The 23,620-nt window shown below is 68.4% G+C and carries 21 protein-coding genes and 2 tRNA genes; 6 read left to right on the top strand and 17 right to left on the bottom strand.

The window, feature by feature from the left end; all coding sequences use genetic code 11:
• Positions 1-132 precede the first annotated feature (132 nt).
• The 3 genes from aceF to ampD form a co-directional block, all read right to left on the bottom strand.
• On the bottom strand, positions 133-2,190 hold the full coding sequence (aceF, locus tag FIU83_RS02880; RefSeq protein ID WP_152482679.1) for a pyruvate dehydrogenase complex dihydrolipoyllysine-residue acetyltransferase: 2,058 nt from the start codon (positions 2,188-2,190) through the stop codon (positions 133-135).
• Positions 2,191-2,265: 75 nt separating this feature from the next.
• Positions 2,266-4,938 (bottom strand): pyruvate dehydrogenase (acetyl-transferring), homodimeric type, encoded by a 2,673-nt coding sequence (gene aceE, locus FIU83_RS02875; RefSeq protein ID WP_152482678.1) that lies wholly within the window; start codon positions 4,936-4,938, stop codon positions 2,266-2,268.
• 348 nt (positions 4,939-5,286) lie between these two features.
• Positions 5,287-5,886 carry a 1,6-anhydro-N-acetylmuramyl-L-alanine amidase AmpD gene (ampD, locus tag FIU83_RS02870; protein ID WP_152482677.1) on the bottom strand — a complete coding sequence of 200 codons (600 nt, stop codon included), beginning with the start codon at positions 5,884-5,886 and terminating at the stop codon, positions 5,287-5,289.
• A gap of 78 nt (positions 5,887-5,964) precedes the next feature.
• Between ampD and nadC the strand changes: the two genes are divergently transcribed.
• A complete protein-coding gene (gene nadC / locus FIU83_RS02865; RefSeq protein ID WP_152482676.1) occupies positions 5,965-6,816 on the top strand; it encodes a carboxylating nicotinate-nucleotide diphosphorylase in 852 nt (283 codons plus the stop codon).
• Positions 6,817-6,834: 18 nt separating this feature from the next.
• On the opposite strand, the gene FIU83_RS02860 is transcribed toward nadC, so the two are convergent.
• Positions 6,835-7,383 carry a GNAT family N-acetyltransferase gene (locus FIU83_RS02860; protein ID WP_152482675.1) on the bottom strand — a complete coding sequence of 183 codons (549 nt, stop codon included), beginning with the start codon at positions 7,381-7,383 and terminating at the stop codon, positions 6,835-6,837.
• Positions 7,384-7,476: 93 nt separating this feature from the next.
• Between FIU83_RS02860 and tsaA the strand changes: the two genes are divergently transcribed.
• A complete protein-coding gene (gene tsaA, locus FIU83_RS02855) occupies positions 7,477-8,220 on the top strand; it encodes a tRNA (N6-threonylcarbamoyladenosine(37)-N6)-methyltransferase TrmO (RefSeq protein ID WP_152482674.1) in 744 nt (247 codons plus the stop codon).
• A gap of 67 nt (positions 8,221-8,287) precedes the next feature.
• Here tsaA and purC read toward each other — a convergent pair whose 3' ends face one another.
• From purC to dapA, 4 genes are read right to left on the bottom strand one after another with little or no spacing between them, the layout of a single operon-like run.
• Complete coding sequence (gene purC / locus FIU83_RS02850) at positions 8,288-9,001, bottom strand: phosphoribosylaminoimidazolesuccinocarboxamide synthase (RefSeq protein WP_152482673.1); 714 nt, start codon at positions 8,999-9,001, stop codon at positions 8,288-8,290.
• 40 nt (positions 9,002-9,041) lie between these two features.
• Entirely contained in the window at positions 9,042-9,827 is a 786-nt protein-coding gene (locus tag FIU83_RS02845) for an MBL fold metallo-hydrolase (RefSeq protein ID WP_152482672.1), read from the bottom strand.
• The gene (locus tag FIU83_RS02840) at positions 9,827-10,795 is read right to left on the bottom strand and encodes a lipoprotein, NlpB (RefSeq protein ID WP_152482671.1); all 969 of its coding nucleotides are present in this window, start codon (positions 10,793-10,795) and stop codon (positions 9,827-9,829) included. Before FIU83_RS02840 ends, FIU83_RS02845 begins: the two co-directional genes overlap by 1 nt.
• 47 nt (positions 10,796-10,842) lie before the next feature.
• Positions 10,843-11,727, bottom strand: coding sequence for a 4-hydroxy-tetrahydrodipicolinate synthase (gene dapA, locus FIU83_RS02835; protein WP_152482670.1), 885 nt, complete (start codon positions 11,725-11,727; stop codon positions 10,843-10,845).
• Between the two features lie 230 nt (positions 11,728-11,957).
• On the opposite strand from dapA, the gene FIU83_RS02830 reads away from it, so the two are divergent.
• Positions 11,958-12,434, top strand: coding sequence for a peroxiredoxin (locus FIU83_RS02830; protein WP_152482669.1), 477 nt, complete (start codon positions 11,958-11,960; stop codon positions 12,432-12,434).
• A gap of 31 nt (positions 12,435-12,465) precedes the next feature.
• Here FIU83_RS02830 and FIU83_RS02825 read toward each other — a convergent pair whose 3' ends face one another.
• Positions 12,466-13,569, bottom strand: a complete 1,104-nt coding sequence (locus tag FIU83_RS02825; RefSeq protein ID WP_152482668.1) for an AI-2E family transporter — start codon at positions 13,567-13,569, stop codon at positions 12,466-12,468.
• Entirely contained in the window at positions 13,566-13,814 is a 249-nt protein-coding gene (locus FIU83_RS02820; protein WP_152482667.1) for a sulfurtransferase TusA family protein, read from the bottom strand. The genes FIU83_RS02825 and FIU83_RS02820 overlap by 4 nt, the downstream gene beginning before the upstream one ends.
• Positions 13,815-13,955: 141 nt before the next feature.
• Between FIU83_RS02820 and FIU83_RS02815 the strand changes: the two genes are divergently transcribed.
• A complete protein-coding gene (locus tag FIU83_RS02815) occupies positions 13,956-15,458 on the top strand; it encodes a M48 family metalloprotease (RefSeq protein WP_152482666.1) in 1,503 nt (500 codons plus the stop codon).
• Positions 15,459-15,804: 346 nt separating this feature from the next.
• On the opposite strand, the gene FIU83_RS02810 is transcribed toward FIU83_RS02815, so the two are convergent.
• Positions 15,805-16,743, bottom strand: coding sequence for a LysR substrate-binding domain-containing protein (locus FIU83_RS02810; RefSeq protein WP_152482665.1), 939 nt, complete (start codon positions 16,741-16,743; stop codon positions 15,805-15,807).
• A gap of 126 nt (positions 16,744-16,869) precedes the next feature.
• On the opposite strand from FIU83_RS02810, the gene FIU83_RS02805 reads away from it, so the two are divergent.
• The gene (locus FIU83_RS02805) at positions 16,870-18,126 is read left to right on the top strand and encodes a Xaa-Pro peptidase family protein (protein WP_152482664.1); all 1,257 of its coding nucleotides are present in this window, start codon (positions 16,870-16,872) and stop codon (positions 18,124-18,126) included.
• Between the two features lie 33 nt (positions 18,127-18,159).
• A complete protein-coding gene (locus FIU83_RS02800; protein WP_253939523.1) occupies positions 18,160-19,068 on the top strand; it encodes a glycine betaine ABC transporter substrate-binding protein in 909 nt (302 codons plus the stop codon).
• Positions 19,069-19,215: 147 nt separating this feature from the next.
• Here FIU83_RS02800 and nadA read toward each other — a convergent pair whose 3' ends face one another.
• From nadA to FIU83_RS02770, 6 genes are all read right to left on the bottom strand, one after another.
• Positions 19,216-20,244 (bottom strand): quinolinate synthase NadA, encoded by a 1,029-nt coding sequence (nadA, locus tag FIU83_RS02795; RefSeq protein WP_152482663.1) that lies wholly within the window; start codon positions 20,242-20,244, stop codon positions 19,216-19,218.
• Between the two features lie 266 nt (positions 20,245-20,510).
• Positions 20,511-20,586 (bottom strand) — tRNA-Lys (locus tag FIU83_RS02790).
• 41 nt (positions 20,587-20,627) lie between these two features.
• Positions 20,628-20,703: transfer RNA gene (locus FIU83_RS02785), tRNA-Lys, on the bottom strand.
• An 81-nt stretch (positions 20,704-20,784) separates the two neighbouring features.
• Positions 20,785-21,642 (bottom strand): 23S rRNA pseudouridine(2605) synthase RluB, encoded by an 858-nt coding sequence (rluB, locus tag FIU83_RS02780; protein ID WP_152482662.1) that lies wholly within the window; start codon positions 21,640-21,642, stop codon positions 20,785-20,787.
• The gene (gene scpB, locus FIU83_RS02775; protein WP_152482661.1) at positions 21,639-22,514 is read right to left on the bottom strand and encodes an SMC-Scp complex subunit ScpB; all 876 of its coding nucleotides are present in this window, start codon (positions 22,512-22,514) and stop codon (positions 21,639-21,641) included. Before scpB ends, rluB begins: the two co-directional genes overlap by 4 nt.
• Positions 22,511-23,416: a ScpA family protein gene (locus tag FIU83_RS02770; RefSeq protein ID WP_253939581.1), complete on the bottom strand. Its 906-nt coding sequence runs from the start codon at positions 23,414-23,416 to the stop codon at positions 22,511-22,513. The genes scpB and FIU83_RS02770 overlap by 4 nt, the downstream gene beginning before the upstream one ends.
• Between the last annotated feature and the right edge of the window lie 204 nt (positions 23,417-23,620).

Raw genomic sequence — 23,620 nt, 5'->3', positions numbered from 1 at the left:
GGCCGAGTTGCACTTTGGTCGCCCTCGTGTGTCACGCCCCCCGGAAAACACCAACGGCGCCTTGCGGCGCCGTTGCGTGGGGCGAATGCGCATCGCATCCGCCCGGCTCGCGCAGGGCGGACGCGGTGCGTCTTACAGCAGCAGGCGACGGATATCCGTGAGCACCTGTCCCAGGAAGGCGGTGAAGCGCGCGGCATCCGCGCCGTTGACCGCCCGGTGGTCGTAGGAGAGGCTCAGCGGCATCATCAGCCGCGGCTGGAAGGCCGCGCCGTCCCATACCGGCTTCATCTGCGCCTTGGAGATGCCGAGGATGGCGACCTCCGGGGCGTTGACGATCGGTGTGAAGGCGGTGCCGCCGATGGAGCCCAGGCTCGAGATGGTGAAGCAGCCGCCGGTCATCTCGTCGCGCTTGAGCTTCTTCGACTGCGCCTTGCCGGCCAGCTCCACCGACTCCTTGGCCAGCTCGATCAGCGACTTCCGGTCGGCGTTGCGGATCACCGGCACCATCAGGCCGTCCGGGGTGTCCACGGCGATGCCGATGTGCACGTACTTCTTGTGCACCACCGTCTCGCCGTCGCTCTTCAGGCTGACGTTGAACTGCGGGTACTTGCGCAGCGCGAAGGCGCAGGCCTTGATCAGGAAGGGCAGCGGCGTGAGCTTGGCGCCCTGGGCCTCGGCCTCGGCCTTCATCGACTTGCGGAAGGCCTCCAGCTCGCTGATGTCCGCCTCGTCGAACTGGGTGACGTGGGGCAGGTTGACCCAGCTGCGGTGCAGGTTGGTGGCGCCCATCTTCATCAGGCGGCCCATGGGCTTCTCTTCCACCTCGCCGAACTGGCTGAAGTCCTGGTCCGGGATCGGCGGGATGCCGCCGCCGGCGGCGGCCGGGGCCGCCGCGGCGGGCGCCTGGGCCTGGCGTTCCATGACCTGCTTGACGTAGGCGTGGACGTCCTCCTTGAGCACGCGCTCCTTGGGGCCGCTGGGCGTGACCAGCCCCAGGTCGACGCCCAGCTCGCGGGCCAGCATGCGCACCGCCGGACCGGCGTGCACCAGCTTGCCGTCGCGCGGCTTGTGGGCGGCCATCTGCGCCTCGGGGCTCGGCGAGCCGGCGGGGGTGCCGGAGGCCTTGGCGGCCGGAGCCTCAGCCTTCTGAGACGGCTGCTCCGCCTTCTGCTCGGGCGCCGTCGCCGCCGGCTGGGCCACGGGCTTGCTGCCGGCCACCGGAGTGCCGGCCACCGGAGTGCCGGCCACCGGAGTGCCGGCCACCTCGATATAGCCGATCAGGTCGCCCTCGGAGACGGTATCGCCCTCCTTGACGGTCAGCTCGAGCAGCTTGCCCTTGTAGGGGCTGGGCACGTCCATGGAGGCCTTGTCGGACTCCAGGGTGATCAGCGGATCCTCCTCGTCGACCTCGTCGCCGGCGCTGGCGGCGATCTCGATGATCGGCACGTCGGCGGAACCGGAGAGGTCCGGCACGCGGACCTCCTTGCGCTCCGGTGCGCCGCCGGTGCTGACCGGCTCTTCCTCGGCCGGGGCCTCGGGGGCGCTCTGGGCCGGCGCAGGCGCCGACTCGGCGGGCGCGGCCTCACCGCCGCCTTCGCCTTCCACCTCCATGGTGCCGATGACGTCGCCCTCGGAGACGGTATCGCCCTCCTTGACGGTCAGGCTGACGATCTTGCCGCCCTGGGGGCTCGGCACGTCCATGGAGGCCTTGTCGGACTCCAGGGTGATCAGGGTGTCTTCGACATCGACCCGGTCGCCCTCGGCCACCGCCACCTCGATGATCTCGACGTCGGCGGAGCCGCCGAGGTCGGGCACCTTGATCTCCACGGTCTGCGTGCCGCCGCCGCTCTTGGCCGCGGGCTTCTCCGGCGCGGGCGCCGGCTCGGCGGCCTGCTCGGGCTCGGAAGCCGGCTCGGCCTCTTCCTGGCCACCGGCATCGGCGTCGCCGCCGCCCTCGGCCTCGATCTCGACGATGTCGTCGCCCTCGGAGACGGTATCGCCCTCCTTGACGAGGACCTTCAGCACCTTGCCACCCTTGGGCGCCGGCACGTCCATGCTGGCCTTGTCGGACTCCAGCGTGATCAGGGTGTCCTCGGGGGCGATGACGTCGCCCTCGGCCACCGCGATCTCGATGATCTCGACATCGGTATCACCACCGATGTCCGGAACTTTGATGATTTCGCTACTCAAGGTCGCGCTCCTTCAAACTCTTGACGGGGGCGGGCCCGCGGGCCCGCCATGTCACCGAATCGCTCGGGCGACGCCTCACACCGCAAGCGGGTTGGGCTTGGCCGGATCGATGCCGTACTTCTTGAGCGCCTCGCCGACGACCTTGCGATCCAGCTCGCCGCGGTCGGCCAGCGCCTTGAGCGCGGCCACGGTGACGAAGCGACGGTCGACCTCGAAGAAGTGACGGAGCTTCTCGCGGGTGTCGGAGCGGCCGTAACCGTCGGTGCCCAGTACATGGTAGTCGGTCGGCACCCAGGCGCGGACCTGGTCGGCGAACAGCTTCATGTAGTCGGTGGAGACGATGGCCGGACCCTCGCGACCCTCCAGGCAGGCGGTGACGTGGGGCTTGCCCACCTCGGCCTCGGGGTTGATGAAGGCCTGGCGGTCGATCTCCAGGGCCTCGCGACGCAGCTCGTTGAAGCTGGTGACGCTCCAGATATCGGCGCCCACGCCCCACTCCTCGGCGAGCATCTCGGCGGCGGCCTCGACCTCGCGCAGGATGGTGCCGCAGCCCATCAGCTGCACGCGGCCCTTCTTGCCCTGGGTCTCGCGCAGCAGGTACATGCCCTTGATGATGTCCTCGGCGGGCACTTCCTCGAGCGCCGGCTGCTCGTAGTTCTCGTTCATCACCGTCAGGTAGTAGAAGCAGTTCTCCTTGTCGGTGAACATACGCTTCAGGCCGTCCTGGACGATCACCGCGACCTCATGGGCGTAGGTCGGGTCGTAGCTGCGGCAGTTCGGGATCATCGACGCCTGCAGGTGGCTGTGGCCGTCCTGGTGCTGCAGCCCCTCGCCGTTCAGGGTGGTGCGACCGGCGGTGCCGCCGACCAGGAAGCCGCGGGCCTGCATGTCGCCGGCGGCCCAGGCCAGGTCGCCGATGCGCTGGAAGCCGAACATCGAGTAGTAGACGTAGAACGGCAGCAGGGTCGTGGCGTTGTTCGAGTAGGAGGTGGCGGCGGCGATCCACGCCGACATGGCGCCGGCCTCGGTGATGCCCTCCTCGAGGATCTGGCCCTTCTGATCCTCGCGATAGAACATGATCTGGCCCTTGTCGACCGGCTCGTACTTCTGCCCTTCCGAGGTGTAGATGCCGAGCTGGCGGAACATGCCCTCCATGCCGAAGGTGCGCGCCTCGTCGGGGATGATCGGTACCACCCGCTTGCCGATCTGCTTGTCCTTGACCAGGCCGTTCAGGACGCGCACGAAGGCCATGGTGGTGGAGACCTCGCGCCCCTTGGAGCCGCCCATCTGGGAGGCGAAGGTCTTGTCCTCCAGGGCCGGGATCGGCAGCGACTCGAAGTCGTTGCGCCGGCTCGGCAGGTAGCCGCCAAGGCGCTCGCGCTGCAGGTGCATGTACTTGAGCTCCGGGGAGTCGTCCTCGGGCTTGTAGTACGGCACCTCCTTGAGCTGCTCGTCGGTGAGCGGGATGCCGAAGCGGTCGCGGAAGCGCTTGAGCGCCTCGTACTCCATGGTCTTGACCTGGTGCGCCTCGTTGGCGGCCTCGCCGTCGCCGCCGCCCATGCCGTAGCCCTTGACGGTGTGCGCCAGGATCACGGTGGGACGGCCGTTGGCGTTCTGGGTCGCCTCGTGGTACGCCGCGTAGACCTTGAACGGGTCGTGGCCGCCACGGTTGAGCTTCCAGATGTCCTCGTCGGACATGTCCTTGACCATCTCGGCGGTCTCCGGGTACTTCCCGAAGAAGTGCTCCCGGGTGTAGGCGCCGCCGTTGGCCTTGTAGTTCTGGTAGTCGCCGTCGACCGCCTCGTCCATGCGCTTCTGCAGGATGCCCTTGGTGTCCTTCTCGAAGAGCGGATCCCACAGGCGGCCCCAGACCACCTTCTGCACGTTCCAGCCGGCGCCGCGGAAGACGCCCTCGAGCTCGTCCATGATCCGCGAGTTGCCGCGGACCGGGCCGTCGAGGCGCTGCAGGTTGCAGTTGATGACGAAGATCAGGTTGTCGAGCTTCTCACGGCTGGCCAAGTGGATCGCGCCGAGGGACTCCGGCTCGTCGCACTCGCCGTCGCCCATGAAGCACCAGATCTTGCGATCGTGCATGTTCTTGAGCTCACGGGAATCCAGGTACTTCATCACGTGGGCCTGGTAGATGGCCTGGATGGGGCCGAGGCCCATGGATACCGTGGGGAACTGCCAGAAGTCCGGCATCAGCCAGGGGTGCGGGTAGGACGAGAGGCCGTCGCCGTCCACCTCCTGGCGGTACTTGTCCATCTGGTCTTCGGTGAGGCGGCCCTCCAGGTAGGCGCGGGCGTAGACGCCCGGCGCCACGTGACCCTGGATGTAGACCAGGTCGCCCTCGAAGTCGCCGTTCGGGGCGCGGAAGAAGTGGTTGAAGCCCACGTCATACAGGGTCGCCGCCGACATGAAGCTGGCGATGTGCCCGCCCAGGCCCGGGTTGGCGCGGTTGTTGCGGATCACCTGGGCGATGGCGTTGTAGCGAATCAGTGAGCGGATGCGACGTTCCATGAAAAGGTCGCCCGGCATCGGCGCCTCGCGGTGCACCGGAATGGTGTTGCGATGCGGGGTCGTCACCGAGAAGGGCACCTGCATGCCGTCACGCCGCACCCGATCGGCCAGGCGAGTCATCAGGTATCGGGCACGATCCTCGCCCTCGCGATCCAGGACCGACTCCAGGGAATCCAACCATTCCGTGGTTTCGACCGGATCGAGATCTTCTCTTGTTTCCAGACTCATAGACGTCTCTCCGAATGACGGTGGGGAACTACAGCCCCGAGAGGGGCAGAATGACACTCATGATCGGGGTTGGCGCCCCATCGCGTCAGGCCTGTAGTTGTTTTACAAGACAATGTACAGGGTGCCTTGTTGATGGCGCGAAGATACCGTAAACGCTGGTCCCTGCCAATTCAAGATAGAGTGGAAATATTTTTCATAAACATATATTGCACCGCAGCGTAGGCCCTTAGGGAGTTTTTCGCCCCTTGGGCTCCTCCTCTCCCGCCGGTGGCGCGGCGTTGTAGGAGGACTACCCCCGACAGCCCCCCCGGCACCGTCGCCGAGGGCCCAAGGCGACCGACTGGGTGCCTAAGTACGTATTTTTCCAAGCTCCTGACCACGTTCATGACCGAGCTCCCGACCGAGCGCCTGGCGGAAGTAGGCCCAGTCGAAGGCGGGACCGGGGTCGCTCTTGCGCAGCGGAGCCACCCGGGCATGGCTGGTGATGCGTTCAGGCGTAAGCGCCGGGTAGCGCGACAGCAGCGCCGCCGTGGCGCGCGCCAGGGCCCGGTACTGGGCGCCGGTATAGGGCGACACCTCGTCGCCCTCCAGCTCGATCCCCACGGCGAAGTCGTTCAGCGCCCGGCGCGCGATGGGCCCATCGCGCCAGCGGGAGCGGCCGGCGTGCCAGGCGCGGGCCTCGAAGGGCACGAACTGCACGCACTCCCCGTCGCGGCGGATCAGCAGGTGGGCCGAGACGCGCAGGTCGGCGATCGCAGCGAAGAAGGGGTGGGCGTCGGGATCGAGCCGGTTGGTGAAGAGCCGCTCGATGTGCTCGCCGCCGAACTCCCCCGGCGGCAGGCTGATCGAGTGCAGCACCAGCAGCGAGACCTCCCCTTGCGGGCGATCGTCCTGGTTGGGCGAGGGAAGTCGTCGGGCCTGGGCCAGCCAGCCGTCGTCGATGCGCATGGTTTTTCCCTGACGTGGATGCATGGGTTTCCCCTATAATGGCCCGCTCAAGCTTCCCCGCACAGAGATGGACCCGCCATGCATTACCAGGACGCCCTTGCCGAAGAGATCCGTGACAGTGCCGCCCGGCTGCTGGCCGAGGACGTCGGCCCCGGCGACATCACCGCCCAGCTGATCCCCGAGAAGCAGACGGCCCACGCGCGGGTGATCACTCGCGAGGCCACCATCCTCTGCGGCGTGGCCTGGGTCGACGAGCTCTTCCGTCGGCTCGACCCGCGGGTCCGCCTGCACTGGCGGGCCGCCGACGGCGACCGTCTCGACCCCGGCCAGGCCTTCCTCGAGCTGGAGGGCCCGGCGCGCAGCCTGCTCACCGGCGAGCGCGCCGCGCTCAACCTGCTGCAGACCCTCTCGGCCACGGCGACCCGCACCCGCCACTACGTGGACCTGCTCGCGGGCACCGGGGTGCGCCTGCTCGATACCCGCAAGACCCTGCCCGGCCTGCGCCTGGCGCAGAAGTACGCGGTGACCTGTGGCGGCGGCCACAACCACCGCATCGGCCTCCATGACGCCTTCCTGATCAAGGAGAACCACATCGCCGCCTGCGGGGGGATCGAGGCGGCGGTGAAGGAGGCCCGGGACATCGCCCGGGACCTGCCGGTGGAGGTCGAGGTGGAGACCTTCGAGGAGCTCGACCTGGCGCTGGCCGCCGGCGCCGACGTGATCATGCTCGACAACTTCAGCCTCGACGACATGCGCGAGGCGGTCGCCCGCACCGCGGGGCGCGCCACCCTCGAGGCCTCGGGCAACGTCGATGAGACCACCCTGCGCGCCATCGCCGAGACCGGCGTCGACTGCATCTCCAGCGGCGCCCTGACCAAGGACCTGAAGGCCATCGACCTGTCGATGCGCTTCATCGACCAGCCGGGCTGACCCGGCCGCGCGGCGGCCTCAGGTCTCCACGGCGACCAGGCGCTTCTCCAGGCGCTGGCGAAACAGCCGCTCGCCGCCGCGCTCGACCCAGTCGTCGCCGAGCCGGGTCCATCCCCGACGCTGCAGGCCGGGCGCCAGCACGGCGCTGGCCTCGACCCGGGCCAGGCCCACCCCCTGCTCCAGCAGCATCCGCTCGGCGTGCATCAGCAGGGTCGCGCCGATGCCGCGCCGGCCCAGCGACGGCCAGACATAGAGGGTCTCGATCCGTCCCGCGGTCGCATCCAGCTCGAGGAAGCCCACGCAGCGCCCCTCGCAGTCGGCCACCAGGGTGGTGAACAGCGCCTGGCGCGCCGACCAGGCGCTGGCGTCGCGGGGCAGGACCATCGCCCAGGCCTCTCGCTCGGCCAGGGTGTAGTGACCCGCGGCGCCCTGCATCACGGCGTGGTGAAAGACCTCGGCCTGGTCGGCGGCATCGCGGACCCGTGCGGTCCGATAGACGATGCGCGGGCCGCGGCGCGTCTCGGAGGGCACCGCGTCGGCAACGGTGTGGGAGGCGTCATGACGCATGCGTGAGCTTCCTGCGATGATGATCAGGCCAGCAGACTACCCAAGCCCCGCCGCGGGGCCAATCCCCGCGGAGAAAAAGCGCAAGGATCCGCCATGACCGACCAGCCCGCCTCACCCGAGGCCTTCGCCATGACGCCCATCGGGGTCATCGAGAGCGACTTCCCGGACAAGTTCGGCATTCCCCGCCAGCCGGGGCTCGCCGACGCGGCCCGGGCGAGCCTGGTGCTGACCCCGCCCTTCGATGATCCGCTGGCGGTACGGGGCCTCGAGGCCTTCAGCCACCTCTGGCTGACCTTCGTCTTCCACCTCAGTCCCGAACAAGCCGGCCCCGAGCGCTGGACGCCGCTGGTGCGCCCACCGCGCCTGGGCGGCAATGCCCGGGTGGGGGTCTTCGCCAGCCGCAGCACCCACCGCCCCAACCGCCTGGGACTCTCGCTGGTGGAGCTCCTCGACATCGATACCGCCCGGGGCGTGCGCCTGACCCTGCGCGGCGCCGACCTGGTCAGCGGCACCCCGGTGCTCGACCTCAAGCCCTACCTGCCCTGGGCCGAGGCGCGTCCCGAGGCGCGCGCCGGTTTCGCCCCCGAGGCGCCGCCGACCCTGGCGGTCAGCCTCGCGCCCGAGGCAGAGGCCGTGCTGGCCCGGCGCCCCGACGGTGACTCGCTGCGTGAGCTGATCCGCCAGGTGCTCGCCCAGGACCCCCGCCCGGCCTATCGTCGCGGCGCCGAGGAACGACTCTACGGCGTGCGCCTGCGCGACGTCGACGTGCGCTTCCAGGCCCGCAGCGACGCCGCGGGCGAGACGCGCCTGGAGGTCGTCGAGATCGTGGAGGCCTGAGGGCCCGGAACGACGAAGGGCCCCGCGGGGCCCTTCGTCATGATGCTCGTCGGCGTAACGGTCGGCCTCAGCCGAAGTCGATGCCGATCCGCCGGCCCACCTCCTCGTAGGACTCGATCACGTTGCCGAGCCCCTGGCGGAAGCGATCCTTGTCGAGCTTCTCGCGGGTATTCGCGTCCCACAGGCGGCAGCCGTCCGGGGAGAACTCGTCGCCCAGCACGATCTGTCCGTGGAAGAGCCCGAACTCGAGCTTGTAGTCGACCAGCAGCATGCCGCCGTCTTCAAACAGGGCCTTGAGCACCTCGTTGACGCGGAAGGTCAGCGCCTTCATCTCGGCCAGCTGCTCAGGCGTCGCCCAGCCGAAGGTCTCGGCCAGCGACTCGTTGATCATCGGATCGTGGAGCTCGTCGTTCTTCAGGAACAGCTGGAAGGTCGGCGGGTTGAGGGCCTGCCCCTCCTCGACGCCGAGGGTCCTGACCAGGCTGCCGGCGGCGATGTTGCGCACCACGCACTCCACCGGAATCATCTCGAGGTTCTTGACCACGCACTCATCGGCGGAGAGCTCGCTCTCGAAGTGGGTGGGGATGCCCGCTTCCTGCAGCTTGCCCATGATGAAGGCGTTGAAGCGGTTGTTGACCTGGCCCTTGCGCTCGAGCGCCTCGACGCGACGGCCGTCGAAGGCGCTGGTGTCGTTGCGGAAGTGCAGGATCAAACGGTCCGGGTCGTCGGTGGCATAGACCGACTTGGCCTTGCCGACGAAGAGTTCTTGACGCTTTTCCATGGGAGCCTCCAGAGGCGAGGATACGGGTAAGGATGGTCGGTCAGCCGAGGGTCTGCCACGCCAGGCCATCGTCCTGGGCGGCGATCCTCAGCCGGGAGTCGTCGCCGTCGAGCAGGGGCACCAGGGCCTCCAGGGCCAGCTCGGGGCGGTTGTTGTGTTCGGAGAGGTGCGAGCAGACGATGCGCTGCAGGCGATCGAGCCCCAGGCGCTGCAGCAGCCAGGCCGCCTGCACGTTGGCCAGGTGGCCCCAGTCGCCGCCCACTCGCCGCTTGAGGCTCGCGGGATAGGGCCCCTCGGCGAGCATCCGGCGATCGTGGTTGCACTCCAGCACCAGGCCGTCGCAGCCGGCGAAGGCCTCGACCACGTGGGCACTGGGATGCCCCAGGTCGGTGAGCAGGCCGAGCCGGTGGCCGGCGCCGCTGATCGCGAACTGCACCGGCTCGCGGGCGTCGTGGGGCACGGTGATCGGGTCGATGGCAAGCCCCTTGACCGCGAACCGCGCCTGAGGGGTGATCCAGTGACGTTGCGGCAGCTCGCCGAGCCGCCCCGAGAGCCAGGTGCCCGGCGTCAGGTATACCGGCACCTTGTGGCGGCGCGCCAGGGGCCCGACGCCGCGGATGTGATCGCCGTGCTCGTGGGTCACCAGCACGGCGTCGAGCTGGCGGGGGTGCAGCCCCAGGCGGGCCAGGCGGCGCTCGGTCTCCTTGAGGCCGAAGCCGCAGTCGACCAGCAGGTGGGTCTCGCCGTCACTGACCAGGGTGGCGTTGCCCTTGCTGCCGCTGCCCAGGGAGGCGAAGGTGAGGCCGCCCGACGCCGCGCCGCTCATCAGCGCAGCAGGCCCGCCACCCGCTCGAGCAGCGCGCGCTGGTCTTCCTCGGGCAGCGCACCGGCCTCGCCGACGCCCTCCACGCGCAGCACCGTCTCCTCGGGGCCGCGCGCCTCGAGGGTCAGCCTCACCGGTTCGGGCTCGGCGCCGAACTCCAGCGAGGCCAGCGAGCCCAGCAGGCCCTGCTCGCGCGCCTCGCGGGTCAGGTAGCCGACCAGGAAGCTGTGGGTGCCGGGGTCGCGCTCGCGCAGCTCGCGGCGGCCCTCGACGGCGAAATCGGCCTCCAGCTGGTAGCTGAGCTCCGCCCACAGGCGGTCGACGTCGTAGGGCAGGATCACCTGCCAGTCGCCACCGCGCCGCTCGAACCGCGCACGGTCCTGCACCTCGGGACGCTGGGCGGTCAGCGACGCCGCGCTGGCCGAGGCGCTGAGCGACTGGAAGTGGCGCTCCAGGGCCCGCAGGCAACCCGCGTCGGCCACGCCACCGCGCTCGCAGTGCAGCTCGCTGTCGCCACGGCGCAGCCCCTGGCGGACGCTCAACCGCGCCTGCGCGGTTTCCAGCACCCCGCGGCTCGGGTCGCGGGCGACGACGTCCAGCCCGCGGCCCTGCACGAAGCGCTCGAGCTCAGGCCACACCGAGGCCGGCTCGGCGCCCACCACCAGCCAGGCGTCGGCGCCGATCTCGCGGCGCTCGACGTAGCCGCGCTCCCGGGCGCGGCCCGGCGACAGGGCCTGGGGCAACGGTGCGTCGACCACGCCGTCCGCGGCGGGACGCGCGCCGCTCACCTCGGGCACCGGCATGGCGTCCCGGTAGCGCGCCGGGTTGCGGGCCTCCGGCAGCACCAGGGGGGCCGTCTCCTCGGCCTCGGCGTAGTCGAGGTTGCGATCGTGATAGAAGCCATCACGGGCGCAACCGACCGTGGCCAGCGCGACCGTCGCCACCAGCATCCCTTTCAGCGCAGAGTTCATGCGTCCACCTTGCCTCGTGTTGTGCGGAGTACGATGCCGGGCACCGCTCAGTCGTCGATCATCCCCGCCAGCTGCAGGGCCTCGCTGACGGTGGAGTGGTACTTCTCGGAGAGCCAGGTCAGCGGCAGGCGGATGCCCGGCTCCATGTAGCCCATGCGATGCAGCGCCCACTTGACCGGAATCGGGTTGGACTCGACGCCCAGGTTGGTGTGCAGCGGCAGCAGCCGGGTGTTGATCTGGTGGGCCTTGTCGGCGTCGCCGGCCACGGCGGCGGCACACAGCTCATGCATCGCCCGCGGGGCGACGTTGGCGGTCACCGAGATGTCACCGTGGCCGCCCATCAGCATGAAGTCGCAGGCGGTGGCATCGTCGCCGGAGTAGAGCATGAAGTCGCTGCCCTTGAGGCGCGCGATCAGGTCCTCGGCGCGCTCCAGGTTGCCGGTGGCATCCTTGAGGCCGACGATGCCGTCGACCTCGGCGAGACGCATCACGGTCTCGTTGTAGATGTCGGAGCAGGTGCGGCCCGGCACGTTGTAGAGGATCACCGGCAGGTCGCTGGCCTCGGCGATCGCCTTGAAGTGCTGGAACAGGCCTTCCTGGGTCGGCTTGTTGTAGTAGGGCGCCACCGTCAGGCAGTAGTCGGCGCCGACCTCCTTGGCGTAGCGGGTCAGCTCCACCGCCTCGGTGGTGTTGTTCGAGCCGGTGCCGGCGATCACCGGAATGCGGCCATCGACCTCTTCCACCACGGTGCGGATGACGTCGAAGTGCTCGGCGAAGGACATGGTCGTCGGCTCGCCGGTGGTGCCGGCCGCCACGATCGCATCGGTGCCGTTGTCGAGATGAAAGTGCACCAGGCGACGCAGGGCCTCCCAGTCGATATCGCCGTTGACCTTCATCGGCGTCGCCAGCGCGACGATACTTCCAGTGATCATCCTCTCGATTCCTCTCGGTTCACCTGCATTCACGGCCTGCCGGCCCCCGGGAAGCGCCGGGACCTGCCCCGGGGCCAGGGGCCAAATGGTACTCAGGCCTCGAGAGCCTGTACAGCCGCGACTTTACAGTTCGACGCGCCTTGCGTGTAATCGGCTCGTGCCGGTCCGGCCGCGCCCAGCGACGACCGGCCGTTCCTCCATCGCCCACTCCCCCGACAAGGAGCCGTTCCATGAGCGTCAATCTCGGCGACCCCGTCCCCGACTTCACCGCCACCGCCACCGGCGACACCTCCGCCACCCTCTCCGAGCTGCGCGGCCGGCAGGTGGTGATCTACTTCTACCCCAAGGCCAGCACGCCGGGCTGCACCACCGAGGGCGGCGACTTCCGCGATCGCAAGGAGGCCTTCGACGCCGCCAACACCGTCATCCTCGGCGTCTCCCGGGACGGCATCCGCGCCCAGGAGAACTTCAAGGCCAAGCAGGGGTTCAACTTCGCGCTGATCTCCGACAAGGACGAGGCCGTCTGCCGGCTGTTCGACGTCATCAAGCTCAAGAAGCTCTACGGTAAGGAGCACTTAGGGATAGAGCGCAGCACCTTCCTGATCGATGCCGAGGGCCGGCTCGCCCGCGAGTGGCGCGGCGTCAAGGTCAAGGGCCACGTCGAGGAGGTCCTCGAGGCGGCCCAGGCGGTTCACGCCGGGCAGTGAGGGACGCGCCTCGGCCGCCTGGCCGAGGCGCTCAGGATCCGGCGGCCTGCTCTTCCTGGGAGACCTCCTGGCGGCGCTGCTTGAGGCCTCTGGGCCAGGCGTAGACCAGCGCCTTGAGCAGGGTCGCCAGGGGGATGGCGAAGAAGATCCCCCAGAAGCCCCAGATGCCGCCGAAGAAGAGCACCGCCAGGATGATCGACACCGGGTGCAGGTTGACCGCCTCGGAGAACAGCACCGGCACCAGCACGTTGCCGTCCAGCGCCTGGATCACGCCGTAGGCGATGATCACGTAGAGAAACTGGTCGCCCAAGCCAAAGTGGAAGCCGGCCACCGCGGCCACCGGCAGGGTCGCCACGGCGGCGCCGATGAAGGGCACCAGCACCGAGAGGCCCACCATGACCGCCAGCAGGGCGGAATAGGGCAGCCCGAAGAAGGCGAAGGTGAAGAAGGCCACGCTGCCGACGATGATGATCTCGGTGAACTTGCCGCGCACGTAGTTGGCGATCTGGTCGTCCATCTCCTGCCAGACCCGCGTCATCAGTCCCCGATTTTTCGGCAGCAGCGACACGACGAAGCCCACCAGCCGGTCGCGATCCTTGAGCATGAAGAAGACCAGGATCGGCACCAGCACCAGGTAGACGATCAGCCCCACCAGGTTGCCCAGCGAGGCCAGCGACAGGGTCAGGGCGCGCTGGCCGAGCTGGGTCACCTCGCGACCGGCCATGCCGATCCAGGCCTGGATCTGGTCCGGGGTCGCCAGCTGCGGGTAGCGCACATGGAGGTCGTCGAGCAGCTGCTGGACGCTGGCGAACATGCGCGGCGTCTCCTGAACCAGGTTGATCAGCTGGTTCCAGATCAGCGGCATGAGGATCAGCGCCATCGCCAGCAGCACGCCGATGAAGCCCAGGAAGACCAGCATCACTGCCAGGAAGTGCGGCACGCGACGCCGGGTCAGGCCGTTCACCGCCCCCTGCAGCAGGAAGGCAATCACCAGCGCGGTGAGAAAGGGCGCCAGCATCTTGCCCAGCCAGATCACCACGGCGAAGCCGATCACCAGCACGATCAGCAGGATCACCGCCTCCTCGTCGGAGAGGTAATGGTCGATCCAGCTGCGCAATACCGACCTCAGGGTCATGGGGACGCCTCCCCCCCCTTGCGGATCCAGTAGTGGTACACCTCGCCCCGCTCCTCCCTGGCCGGCATCTCGTGGCCGCTCTGGGCGATGAAGGTCTCGAAGTCGCGCCAGGAGCCCGCGTCCGTGGCCTGCACCTCGAGCAGCTGGCCGGGGGCGAGACGCGACAGGGCCTGCTTGGCCTTGAGCAGCGGCAGCGGACAGGGAAGACCGCGGGCATCGAGCAGATCGTCGGGTTGCAGCGCCATGTTGTCTCCCGAGAGAATGCAGTGAGTCATGCAGGCCGGCGGCCCACACGCAAGTTCCTGCGATTTAAAGGCACTTTGCGGACCGAATCAATGTCGAAGCCCAACGCCCACCCCCTGCTTTCGCCCCGAGACGAGGATGCCATGCTGCGTCGACCCGGATCCTGCTTCATCGCCAGCGCCCTCTGCCTAGCGCTCGCCCTGCCGACCCAGGCCGCGGATCGCTTCGAGGCGCCCGGCCTGACCGACCGCGGCGGTGCGCCGGCCGCCAGCGGCGACTACGGCCTGCCGAGCCTGACCCACGGCGGCAGCCAGGCGATCAGCGGCGAGGAGCGGCGCCTGGGACGCGCCTGGCTGCGCCAGTTCCGCGCCCGAGCGCCCCAGTGGCAGGACGCCATCGCCCAGGACTACGTGGAGTCGCTGGTCGCTCGCCTGCTGCCCCACAGCGGGCTGGCCCGGGCGGATACCGTCGTCACCCTGGTGGAGAGCCGCCTGCTCAACGCCTTCGCGGTACCCGGCGGGGTGGTCGGCGTCAACGCCGGGCTGTTCGCCTTCGCCGAACGGGAGGCCGAGCTCGCCTCGGTGGTCGCCCATGAGCTCGGCCACCTCGCCCAGCGCCACTATGCCCGCGGCCGGGAGCGCGCCGAGCAGGTCCAGATCCCGACCATGGCCGCCATGCTGGCCGGCATGCTGATCGCCGCGGGGGGTGGCGGCGATGCCGGCATCGCCGCCGCCATGGGCACCCAGGCCGCCTTCATCCAGGACCAGCTCGCCTACTCGCGGCGCTTCGAGCAGGAGGCCGACCGCGTCGGCCTGCAGGCGATGGCCGGCGCCGGCTACGACCCGGAGGCCATGGTGGCGATGTTTCGCGCCATGCAGCGCATGGTCAGCCTGCAGGGCGGCAACCCGCCGGAGTTCCTGCTCACTCACCCGATGACCGAGTCGCGCATCAGCGATACCGAGGCCCGCGCCCGCCAGACGCCCGTAGCGTCGCCGCGGGGCGAGGCCCTCGAGTACGCCCTGGTCCGGGCCCGCGCCCTGCTGGCGATCCATGATCGCGACCCTGAACAGGCCGCCACCCGGCTGGCCCAGGATCAGGCCCCCGCGGGGGCCCGGCGCTACCTGGGGGCGCTGCTCGACGCCCGGGCGGGACGCACCGACCGGGCGCTGAACGCCCTCGACGCCCTGACCCGGGCCCACCCGGACCTGGCGATGCTGCCCGCCACCGCGGCCCAGGTGGCCTTCGCGGCCGGGCGCACCGACGACGCCATCGCGCGTAGCCGGGCCCAGCTGCGGCTGATGCCGGACTACGTACCGACCCGCCGGCTGCTCGGCGAGGCGCTGCTGCAGCGGGACCCCGACGCGGCCTACCGGATACTGCGCGAGCTGGCCGAGCGCCGCCCCGAGGACCCGCAGGTGTTCACCCTGCTCGCCGAGGCGGCCGGCCGCAGCGATCGGGAGGCCTGGGGCCACCTGGCCCGCGCCGAGCAACTGCAGCTCACCGGCCATATCGATCGCGCCATTCGCCAGCTCGAGGTCGCCAAAGAGGTCGCCGAACGCCAGGGCGATCCCGCCGCGACCAGCGCCATCACGCAGCGCCGGGAGGCCTTCCTCGACTATCGGGAGACGCTGGAGACGTTCCGGTAGCCGCGTGACCTCGGCCCCATCGGAACCGCCCCTGCGGCTGGCCAAGGAGGCGAATCTGCCGCTGCTTCTCGAGCATGCGTGAAACAGGCAAGAGCGGCGGCGGCCAAGGCCGGGATATGAGAACGACGATAAATCCGACGCATCTGACATGCCCTGCCAGGTCACTCACCCGGATACCGACGTCGCCCTGGACGTCCTCGACCGGCCTGCCCGGGAGCGGTTTCGCCACGGCTCATTGCGCTGATCGCCTCCCCAAGGCGCTGGGGGCAACGCCTGGAGACGGAGAGTCGGGGGCCTGCCGCCCGGCGGGCGGCCGCAGCCTGGAGCGGGAGGCACCGCCATGGCGTTAGCGGAGTGATCTCAAGCGTGCACGGCCATCGACTCGACTCAGCAACCATTCGGCAAGCTGCATGGCCTCGACGTTTGCATCGCTTGCCTGCCGTAACGCCAACCAATAGTGCCGTCCCGTCATCACGCTATCTTGACCGACCCGCTCCAAGGAGCCGGCAGCCAGTTTCTCGTCGATCTGATGCGCCGTGCCCAGCGCAATCCCATACCCCCGCTCGGCGGCGTCAATCAACAGCGAGTAGCTGTTGAAGACACCCTCGGGCATCAACGCGTCTGTCGAGAGCCCCAGGTGTTCGAACCATTGCCGCCAGTTCACCCAGTTGGGTTCGATACGCTCGAAATCGAGCAGCGTATGCCCCAGCAGGGCCTCCGGTGTTTCCAGGGTACGGCCATGACGATCCAGGTAGCTCGGCGATGCGACAGGAAACAGGCACTCCTCGAACAGCGGCTGGAGGTGCCACCCCGGCTGGGGTGGACTGTCATAAAGCACGGCAATGTCAATGTTATCCACCAGCAGATCCTGGCTGTGGTCACTGGTCACCATGCGGAGGTGGAACGCCTCGTCATGATAGTGCCGACGGAAGGCATTGATGGCCGGACTTAGCCACAGGTGTGACATGGCGGTGTTGGCTGAGATGCTGAGCCCCACCTGCCCGGTCATGGAGGACGCCGACTGAACGGCGTCGACGAGATAACTTAATGCCGCACCGACCCGCTGCTGAAGTGCCGCTCCCTGACGCGTCAACTCGACGCCACGCCCCGCGCGCCGAAACAGCGCCGTCCCGAGGTAGTCCTCCAAGGCGTGTACCTGCTGGCTGACCGCCGCCTGGGACACATGCAGTTCACGCGCGGCTCGAGAGAAATTCTGCTCCCTGGCCGCCGCCTCGAAGACCATCAGGGAGTGCAGCGGCGGCAGCCGATGGCGAAAGCTTTTCATAAGTTATTCTTATTATTTTTCATAACAATCCCCGCTATACACATCGATTTTTCGCCGCCCTACAATGACTCAGGGTTAAAGAAGCTAATCACAGCTTATCAATTAATGTTTGGGAGCACGATCACGATGGCCGTCCTCGACTGGCACGCGGAGCGTGCCGACCTGCAGTCCCTCGATCTCACGGGCCCCGGTAGCGATAGCGATGGGATCGACCTGGTGGCCGTCCGGCGCTACCGGCTGGCCCGGGTACGCGAGCAGATGCGCCTCCTCGACATCGGCGCACTGATCCTCTCCGACCCGATCAACATCCGCTACGCCACCGGCGCGCGTAACATGCAGGTCTTCTCGGCGCGCAACACCCCCGCCCGCTACTGCCTGATCACCGAGCGGCGCGTTATCCTCTTCGAGTTCACCGGCTGCCTGCACCTGGCCGACGGCCTGGAGACCATCGATGAGGTACGCCCCAGCGTGACAGCCAGCTTCGTCGCAGCCGGCCCCCATATTGGGGACCGTGAGCGCGAATGGGCCAGGCATATGCAGGCGCTGGTCGCCGAGCAGGCGGGCTCGGACGTACGGGTCGGCATGGAGCGCATGAACGCTGGCACGGCCATCGCCATGGCCGACCTGGGCATGAACATCGTCGACGCCCAGCAGCCCGTCGAACTGGCCCGCTGCATCAAGTCACCCGAGGAAGTGAAGTGCGCCATCGCCTCGCTTCGCGCGACGGAAGACGGTGTGGCCCAACTGCGCGAGGCGATTCGGCCCGGCATCACCGAGAACGCCCTGTGGGCGGTATTGCACAAGGCCGTTATCGAGCGGGATGGCGATTACTGCGAGACTCGGCTGCTCAACTCGGGACAGCGCACCAACCCCTGGTTCCAGGAAAGCGGCAACAAGCCGCTAGCGGCCAACGAACTGGTGGCGCTGGATACCGACGTGATCGGCTGCCATGGCTACTTCTCGGACTTCTCGCGCACCTTCCATGTCGGCCCTGACCGCCCCAGCGCGTCACAGCGAGAGCTGTACCGCCTGGCGCATGAGCAGCTGCATCACAACATGGCCATCATCAAGCCGGGGATGAGCTTTCGCGATTATGCCGAGCGTGCCTGGGATATTCCGTCCCGCTTCCATGCCAACCGTTACTACCTCTCGGCGCATGGGGTCGGCATGAGTGGCGAATACCCCTACCTCTATCACATCGCCGATTTTCCAGACGCGGGCTATGACGGCGAGATCCTGCCCGGCATGACACTCTGCGTGGAGAGCTACCTTGGCGCCGAGGGCGGCAACGAGGGCGTGAAGCTAGAGGAGCAACTGCTGGTGACTGAGACCGGGACTCGGCTGCTCTCGCGCTTCCCCTTCGAAGACACGCTGTTGGCTTGATCAGCCGTTCTTTCCCTTAGCACTGGAGGACCTATGACAACGACGACAACCATGAGTCGGCACCGCAAGACGGGGGGCGTAGCCTTGGCTGGCCTGCTGCTTGGTGCCGGTGCAATGACCTCGGTTTCGGCAGAAGAGCGCGACCTCACGATCGGCATCAACAACTGGGCCGAGAACATTGCGGTCGCCAACATGTGGAAACTGCTGCTCGAAGAGGAACACGGTTACCAGGTGGAGCTGAACGATGCCGGCAAGAGCGTGATCTTCAGCGGGCTGGCCAACGACGATTTCGACCTGTCCCTGGAAATCTGGCTGCCGGTCACCGACAAGGAATTTCTGGCACCCTACCAAGACCGCATCGATGTCCACGATGGCTGGTACGAGGGTACTGGTCTAGGTCTGGTCGTGCCGAGTTACGCCGATATCTCGTCTATTCCGGAATTGAAGGCGCAGGCCGACTCCTTCACCTATCAGGGCCGGCCCGACATCATCGGGATCGACTCGGGCTCAGCGATCGCGGGGCTCGCCGACCAGGCCATCGAGGCGTATGAGCTGCCGATGGAGCAGATGAACAGTTCCGGCCCAGCCATGATGGCCGCCCTGAGCACGGCGATCTCCCAGCAGCGCAACCTGGTCGTGACGCTGTGGAGCCCTCACTGGGCCTTCGCCGAGTACGACCTCAAGTATCTCGAAGACCCGAAGGGTGTCTTCGGTGATAACGAGACCATCTACTGGTTTTCGCGCCAGGACTTCGCCAATGACGACCCCTGGCTCACCGCCGTGCTGGATGCCTGGCAGATGGACGATGATAGCCTCGGCAGCCTGATGGCAAGGATCGAGAAAACCGGCGACCCCGAGGAAGGCGCCCGCGACTGGATCGCGGAAAACCGCGAGCTGATAGATGGCTGGTTCGCCAAGGCCGACGCCGCAACGGCCGAGTGACCGGCTAGCCCCGTCCCCAGCACGCATCAAGCCGCCCAATATCGGGCGGCTTTTTTGACGGTATCGGACCTCGTCTCAGCTCGCCTCACTCCGCTTCCGGCTTCCCGCCGCAACGCGAGCGCTGACGACACCAGGCCATCGACTGGCCTAGCGCTTGAAGTTGAGCATCCGCTCCAGGGGCTTCAAGGCGGCCAGGCGCAGCGCGTCGTCGACGACGATCTCGCCCGTGCCCTGGCGCAGCGCGCCGGCCAGGTTGTCCAGGGCGTTCATCGCCATCCACGGGCAGTGGGCGCAGCTCTTGCAGGTGGCGCCGTTGCCGGCGGTGGGCGCCTCGAACAGCGTCTTCTCCGGCACCGCCTGCTGCATCTTGAAGAAGATGCCGCGATCGGTGGCGACGATCAGGCGCTCGTTGGGCAGCTCCCTGGCCGCGGTGATCAGCTGGGAGGTGGAGCCCGCCACGTCGGCCAGCTCGACCACCGAGGCCGGTGATTCCGGGTGCACCAGCACGGCGGCATCGGGATAGAGCGACTTCAGGTCCTCGACGCCCTTGGCCTTGAACTCCTCGTGGACGATGCAGGCGCCGTCCCAGAGCAGCATGTCGGCGCCGGTCTGCTTCTGGATGTAGCCGCCGAGGTGCTTGTCCGGTGCCCAGAGGATCTTCTCGCCGCGGGCCTGGAGGTGCTCGATCACGTCCACCGCGATGGACGAGGTCACCACCCAGTCGGCCCGCGCCTTCACCGCCGCGGAGGTGTTGGCGTAGACCACCACGGTGCGGTCGGGGTGGGCGTCGCAGAAGGCGGCGAACTCGTCGGCCGGGCAGCCCAGGTCCAGCGAGCAGGTCGCCTCGAGGGTCGGCATCAGCACGCGCTTCTCGGGAGAGAGGATCTTGGCCGTCTCGCCCATGAAGCGCACGCCGGCCACCACCAGGGTATCGGCCTCGTGGCGGGCGCCAAAGCGCGCCATCTCCAGGGAATCGGCCACGCAGCCGCCGGTCTCTTCGGCCAGCTGCTGGATGGCATCGTCGGTATAGTAGTGCGCCACCAGCACGGCGTTGTTGGCCTCGAGGAGTGCCTTGATCTCCTCGATGCGCGCCTCGTCCTCGGCGGGAATGCGGGTGGGGCAATAGGTACGTGCCAGCTGATCGCGCAGCTCGGCACGGGAAGTCATGATCGTCATCGTGTCTACCACTGTGACCGGCAGGGGCTCCCCCTGCAATGCACCAGGTGTCGCCGCTCGTGCACTCCGCACGGGGCCACACGCCAGAGGGTCAACCGCTGCGTCTGTCGCGATGGCCGACCCGACACCATTCTAGACCAGAATGCCCCGGCGTTGTTCGATTCGACGCAGAAAGTCTCCGCGCGGTGCCGGCCGGCCCTTCTCCGGCGAGGCAGGGGGCCCAACGCAGAACGCCCCCGCTTCCGGGGAAGCGGGGGCGTCGAATCTGGTGGGTCGTGTAGGATTCGAACCTACGACCAATTGGTTAAAAGCCAACTGCTCTACCAACTGAGCTAACGACCCATGACGCATGGCGGCTCAGTCGCCATGGTCTCATGTTCGGATGGTGGGTCGTGTAGGATTCGAACCTACGACCAATTGGTTAAAAGCCAACTGCTCTACCAACTGAGCTAACGACCCTTCCGAACGGGTGCAGATATTACTGATCCGCCCCCGCGATGGCAAGCGATTTTTGCCTTTCGTCGCAGGGAGCGGGGCGAATCACCGCTGACGCTGGCTCTTCGGCTTGCGCATGGCCTGCACCGGGCGACGCTTGTGCTTGTCGCGGCTCCAGCGATTCTTCTCGTCCGGGGTCAGCTCCGGCACCTTGCGCGCCGCCAGGCCCGCCGTCGTGGCCAGGTCGTCGATCTCCTCCTGGGAGAGCTCCACCCACTCCCCGGCCTTGGCGCGCTTGTCGAGGAAGATGTTGCCGTAGCGCACCCGCTTGAGGCGGCTCACGGTCAGGCCCTGGGACTCCCATAGCCGGCGCACCTCGCGGTTGCGCCCCTCCATGATCACCACGTGGAACCAGGTATTGATGCCCTCGCCGCCGAACTCCTGGACGTCGGTGAAGTTCGCCGGGCCGTCGTCGAGCATCACGCCCTCGACCATTGCCTTGACGTTGGCCTGGGTGACCTCGCCCATGACGCGCACGGCGTACTCGCGCTCCACCTGGGTGGAGGGGTGCATCAGCTTGTTGGCCAGCTCACCGTCGGTGGTGAACAGCAGCAGGCCGCTGGTGTTGATGTCCAGGCGGCCGATAGCGATCCACCGCTCCCCCTTGAGGCGTGGCAGGCGATCGAAGACGGTACGGCGCCCCTCGGGATCCTTGCGGGTGCAGAGCTCCCCCTCGGGCTTGTTGTACATGATCACCCGACGCGGCACCTCCTCGGCGGCGCGCAGGGTCACCGGGCGGTCGTCGAGAGCCACCCGGTCACGCGTCTCGATGCGGTCGCCCAGGGTCGCCACCTTGCCATTGACCTTGACCCGGCCGTCGGCGATGGCGGCCTCCATCTCGCGGCGCGATCCCAGCCCGGCGCGGGCCAGGACTTTCTGCAGTTTCTCGGTGGTAGTGCTCATCGGTCATCGTTCTCACTGGATGTGGATTCCGTGCCCGCGGCAGCGTCATCGTCGACGCGGCCCCGGGCACGTTCGGACAGGCGAGCCTCCAGATCGGCGAAGCTCAGCCCGGTCCGCTCGGACGCCGTCCCGGCGTGGTCGTCGTCGGCCCTCCCGGCCGTCGTGTCGGTCGTCGCCTCGGCGTCGACCTCGCCCCCCGCCGCGGGGGGCGTCGTCGCATCTTCGGCCCCGTCGTCTCCGGCGTCGTCGGCATCGCTCTCGTCCACCGGCGCGTCGGCCTGGGCCAGCAGGTCGTGCTGGGGCGGCGGCGGCGCCTCCTCGAGGGTCGGCTCCTCGAACTGCTTGAGCTCGTGCATCGGCGGCAGCTCGTCGAGGGTACGCAGCCCGAAGTCGTCGAGGAAGCTGCGGGTGGTGGCGTAGACCGCCGGGCGGCCCGGCACGTCGCGATGGCCGACCACCCGCACCCAGCCGCGATCGAGCAGGGTGCGCATGATCGAGCCGCTCACCGAGACCCCGCGCACCTCCTCGATATCGCCTCGGGTCACCGGCTGGCGGTAGGCGATCAGCGCCAGGGTCTCGAGCAGCGCCCGGGAGTAGCGCTGGGGACGCTCGTCCCACAGCCGCGAGACCCAGGGCGAGAGCCGTGGGCGGATGCGCAGCTGGTAGCCCGAGGCGGTCTCGAGCAGCTCCAGGGCGCCCCGCTCATGGCGCTGGCCGAGCCGCTCCAGCGCCTCGCGCAGCGCACGGCGCGGCGGCTGCTCGTGGTCGTCGAAGAGCCCCTCGAGGCGGTCCAGCCCCAGCGGTTCACCGGCCGCCAGCAGCGCCGCCTCCAGGATATCGTCCAGGGCATTGGGGGATTCCATGGCGGTCATGCCGGTTCGCTCCCGTCTTGGTCATCGTCGCGAGGGTCCTCGCCGGGCCCCTCGTCGAGGACGCCCTCGTCGAAGGGGCTCTCGTCGCCCGCCTGATCCTCCAGGGCCTCCTCCTCGAAGGCCGCCTCCTCGTCCAGCCGGGCCCGCACGTGGATGGGCGAGAGCGGGGCGTTCTGGACGATCTCGATCATCGCCTCCTTGGCGAGCTCGAGGATCGCCATGAAGGTCACGACCACCCCGGCACGCCCCTCCTCGAGGGTGAACAGCGCCTCGAAGGGGGTGTAGTGCTCCCGCGACAGCTGTTCCATGATCGCCAGCATGCGCTCCCGGGTCGAGAGCCCCTCGCGGCTGATCTGGTGGGCCTGGTTGAGCTCGGCGCGGCGCAGGATGCCGGCCAGCGCCCCGAGCAGCTCGTCGAGCTCGACATCGGGGTGGATCACCCTGGCCTCGAGGGCCGGCAGCGCGGCCCGCGCCGGGAACCAGTCGCGACCCAGACGCGGCAGCTCGGCCAGCGCCTCGGCGGCGTGCTTCAGGCGCTCGTACTCCTGGAGGCGGCGGATCAGCTCGGCGCGCGGGTCCTCCTCGTCGTCCTCATCGCCCTCCCTGGGCGGGCGCGGCAGCAGGGTGCGCGACTTGATCTCGGCGAGCATCGCCGCCATCAGCAGGTACTCCCCGGCCAGCTCGATCTCCATCGCCTTCATCAGCTCCACGTACTCGATGTACTGGCGCGTGATGGCCGCCACATCGATGGCGAGGATATCCAGGTTCTGGCGGCGGATCAGGTAGAGCAGCAGGTCGAGCGGCCCCTCGAAGGCCTCCAGGAAGACCCGCAGGGCCTCCGGCGGAATGTAGAGATCCTCGGGCAGCTCGGTGATCGGCTCGTCGAACAGCCGTCCGAGCACCGCGGCATGGCTGGCCGCGGCGGCGGTCTGCTCGGGACTGGCGGTGTCGGGGGTGGCGCTCACGCGGCGTGCCTCTCCGGGGACGCAGGATCAACGGGGCAGTCTAGCAAGAGCGCGGCGCCGGAGACAGTTCTGACCGCCATGCCGACAGCGCTCGGGGCTTTACCGGCGAAAGGCCTTCAGGGAGGCGCTGGGAATCCCTCC

Origin of the sequence: Halomonas sp. THAF5a (assembly GCF_009363755.1) — a bacterium.
In the GTDB taxonomy this organism is placed as follows: Bacteria; Pseudomonadota; Gammaproteobacteria; order Pseudomonadales; family Halomonadaceae; genus Halomonas.
This window is presented reverse-complemented; position numbering and strand designations above follow the sequence as displayed.